The sequence below is a fragment of the Porticoccus sp. genome (assembly GCF_041592135.1).
In the GTDB taxonomy this organism is placed as follows: Bacteria; Pseudomonadota; Gammaproteobacteria; order Pseudomonadales; family Porticoccaceae; genus Porticoccus.
In genome coordinates this window covers 1-3,501 of the sequence record NZ_JBFHQR010000183.1, presented here as the reverse complement: position 1 = coordinate 3,501, position 3,501 = coordinate 1, and the positions used below count along the sequence as shown (strand labels likewise).

The following is a 3,501-nucleotide window of genomic DNA, read 5'->3' as shown; positions in this document are numbered from 1 at the left end:
GCGGGATCGAACCGCTGACCTCAACACTGCCAGTGTTGCGCTCTCCCAGCTGAGCTATAGCCCCGTGAAGAGGATGCGAATTTTAGGTACTGACCCCATGGGTGTCAAGCCTGTTCTTCAGGATGTTGCAGACGCGTTTCAGATAATGCCTGATACTCCTTTTCCAGCTTCTTCAGTTGCTTTTTGGATACCCCGCCTGCGCGCTCCAATGCGTGTCTGACGCGTGCGCGGACCATATCCGGACCGAGGATCGCCATGGCATCAAATAGCGGTGGAGAGGAAGGCGCGCCGGCTACCGCCACAAACAGCGGGAACAGAAAATCTTTCAACTTGATACCCATCCCCTGGGCGATCTGGTTCAACTCAGCGTAAAGCGCATCGCGCTGCCAGTGTCGCAGCGTATCCAATCGCCAGGAACTGAACTGGAGCACTTTGCAGACCGTCTCCATGTCCAGCTTATTGTGCGCGAAGCTGGACTCGGTCAGTTGCGGCATCCCGGACAACATGAACGCCAACAAGGGGGCGATATCGGTGAATTTCTCCACCCGCTCTTTAATAAGCGGAATCATGCGGCTGAGGTGATCGCGATTTAGCGCCCATTCGGCGACCCGCTCGGCAAAGGCATTTTCATCCAGGTTTTCACGAATCCAGCAGCCATTGAGCCAATCCAGCTTTTCCGTATCGAATACCGGACCGCCCAGATGAACCGTGCTGAGATCAAAATGGGCGAGCATCTCGTCGAGGGTGAACTTCTCGCTCTCATCCGGCATCGACCAGCCCATCCGTCCCAGATAGTTGATCACCGCTTCAGGCAGATAACCCATATCGCGGTAATAGGTGATGCTGGTGGGGTTCTTGCGTTTGCTGAGTTTGCTCTTGTCCGGGTTGCGCAACAGCGGCATATGACAGAGCTGCGGCATCTCCCAACCGAAATACTGGTAGAGCAAAATGTGCTTGGGGGCGGAGTTGATCCACTCCTCACCGCGAATCACATGGGTAATCGCCATCAGGTGGTCATCCACCACATTGGCGAGATGATAGGTGGGCATGCCGTCGGCCTTGAGCAACACCTGCATATCGACCTGAAACCAGGGGATCTCGATTTCACCGCGCAGCATGTCCTGAAAGGCGCAGACGCCCTCTTCCGGCACTTTCATGCGGATAACGTGGGGCTCGCCATTGGCCAGGCGGCGGCTGACTTCTTCACTGGACAATGCCAGCCCGCGCCCGTCGTATTTCGGGGTCTCGCCCCTTGCCATCTGCTCCTTGCGCATCTCGTCCAGCTCTTCCGGCGTCGCAAAGCAGTAGAAGGCATGGCCGTTATCCACCAGCTCCATCACCTGCCGGTGATAGATATCCATTCTTTCACTCTGCCGGTATGGCCCGTAGGGGCCGCCCACATCCGGCCCTTCGGACCACTCCAACCCCAACCACCTGAGAGAGGACAGGATCATCTCCTCGGACTCCGGGGTGCTGCGCACCTGATCGGTATCTTCAATGCGAAGAATAAATTCGCCGCCCTGACTGCGGGCGAAACACAGGTTGAACAGTGCAATGTAAGCCGTGCCTACATGGGGATCACCGGTGGGTGATGGAGCAATACGCGTGCGTACAGACATGGGCAAAAAATTCCGCCAGTTGAGTGAAGGATTAACTGAAAACGGCGGTTATTATACGCAGAACACCATGCGCCTGTTCACACAAATTGGATCATCGTCGCTGGAGGTTTTTTGGGTCCAGCGAGGTGAAAGGCGCGAGATTTAGGGACGCTAAATGAGTCACAAGCCTGCTCTGCGAACTCGGCAAGGGCTTTGCCAGCGACGACGCGGGTGGGCGGAAAATAATTCACAGCTCTTTGGCTTGCGGCTAAAAAACCGCCACGCTGTATTGCGCCTCGCTACGTTGGCGCCATCAAGGCACGCTCACACCGCCCTGAGGACAGGTTTCCAGCCACAATGCCGGCAATTCAATTAGTGGCCCTAGCCTTCCACAGGTTTCACCTGGGGTTCACCCAAAAAATACCCCTGGGCGGCGTCGACGCTCAAACCGCTCAGCTGTTGCCACTCGGCCTCGGTTTCAACACCCTCAACCCAGAGCTGCAGGCCACTGTTATGCACAAGGCCCGCCAGGGATTTGACATAGAACTGGTTATCCTTGTTGGCATCCAGCTCGTGGATAAACGAACGGTGCACCTTCAGGTGGTGAAGCGGCAGGCTGCCCAGGTAGCCAAAGGCCACCGCATCTTGGCCGAAATGATCGATACCCAGGGAGGAATGACGACTCGCCAACAGGTCATGCAATGCCCGCAGCGGCGCATCATTGACCTTCATCCCGTATTCCGGCACTTCAAAAACCAGTTTGCCCGCCAACTTGCGCTGGGAGGATAAAAAGGTGTCCAGCCATTTCATAAAACCGGGCGACTTCACCGACACCATCGACAGATTGACACACAATTTGCCGGTGATATCCCCCTGCCTGTTTGCCGCCGCCAGTGACTCCAGAACCAACTGATCCAGGCGCGGCATCAGCCCGAGCCGCTCGGCAATGGGTATGACCACCGCCGCGGCCAGTAAATCGGCGCCGTGTAAAAATCTTACATAAACCTCATGGGCGATCACCGCCTTGGCCTTCACCTCACAAATCGGCTGGTAATACAGTGCCACCAGACGGTTATCGATGGCCTGTTGCAGGAAACCCTCCCACTCATGGAGGGGCTTGCCCAGCACCGGCGCCTCGCCATCGCTCACATCGGCAAATTTGATCCAGCGACTGCCATTGCCGAGCTTGGCCTGGCGCAGGGCAATATCGGCCTCCCCAAGTATTTCAACGCCACTGGTGACGTTACCGCTATAGGTGTAGCCCAGATGGAAGCGCAGGGGACATTTTTGATTGTGAAGCCAGCTGAGGCCCTGCATGGACTGAAAGAGATGGCTGGCCAGCGACTCGCCCTCCTCCGGGGTCACGTCCGGCACAAACACCGAAAACTCTGGCCCCTGGCGGCGCGCGACGACCGCGCGGGGGTGGTCGTGAACCACCTGCTTTAGCTGTTCGCCGACGGATTTGAGAACGGCATTGCCCTCCTCCCGGCCGGCATATTCGTTGACACAGGCAATGTCATGTATGGCCAATATGGCTAGTGCGCCGGTGTGTATCCCGCCTTCCGGGTCGCTGACGAAACTGCGCAGGCGATTGTCAAAATCGCTGCGGTTGGACAGCCCTGTCACCTCATCCTGGAATGACTGCTTTTGCAACCGGCCGATCAAATCGAGTTGTTCGTCAAAGATGCTTTTTAATTGCAATGCCATCCGGTTCATCGCCAGGACCACCTTGCCCAGCTCGCGGGTTTTGGGAATGGTCTCCTGCACCACAAAATGCTTTTCGCAAATCTCATTGGCCTGGCGCTCCACCCGCGCCAACGGCTCTAACAGCCACTTCAGGGCAACGTAAGCCAGCAGGCAAATACCCAGGGTAATGCTGGCAAACCAGATCAGTTGGAATTGG

General features: G+C 56.7%; 2 protein-coding genes. Both read right to left on the bottom strand.

Annotated features, from left to right (window positions below; all coding sequences use genetic code 11):
* Positions 1–104: 104 nt before the first annotated feature.
* Positions 105–1,619, bottom strand: a complete 1,515-nt coding sequence (gltX, locus tag ABY948_RS11745; RefSeq protein ID WP_461482722.1) for a glutamate--tRNA ligase — start codon at positions 1,617–1,619, stop codon at positions 105–107.
* A gap of 360 nt (positions 1,620–1,979) precedes the next feature.
* Positions 1,980–3,501: EAL domain-containing protein (locus tag ABY948_RS11740; RefSeq protein ID WP_461482721.1), on the bottom strand; the 1,522-nt coding region annotated here is incomplete at its 5' end.

Coding starts and splice junctions, on each gene's coding strand:
- gltX (WP_461482722.1), bottom strand. CDS start 1,619: ATGTCTGTACGCACGCGTATTGCTCCATCACCCACCGGTGATCCCCAT.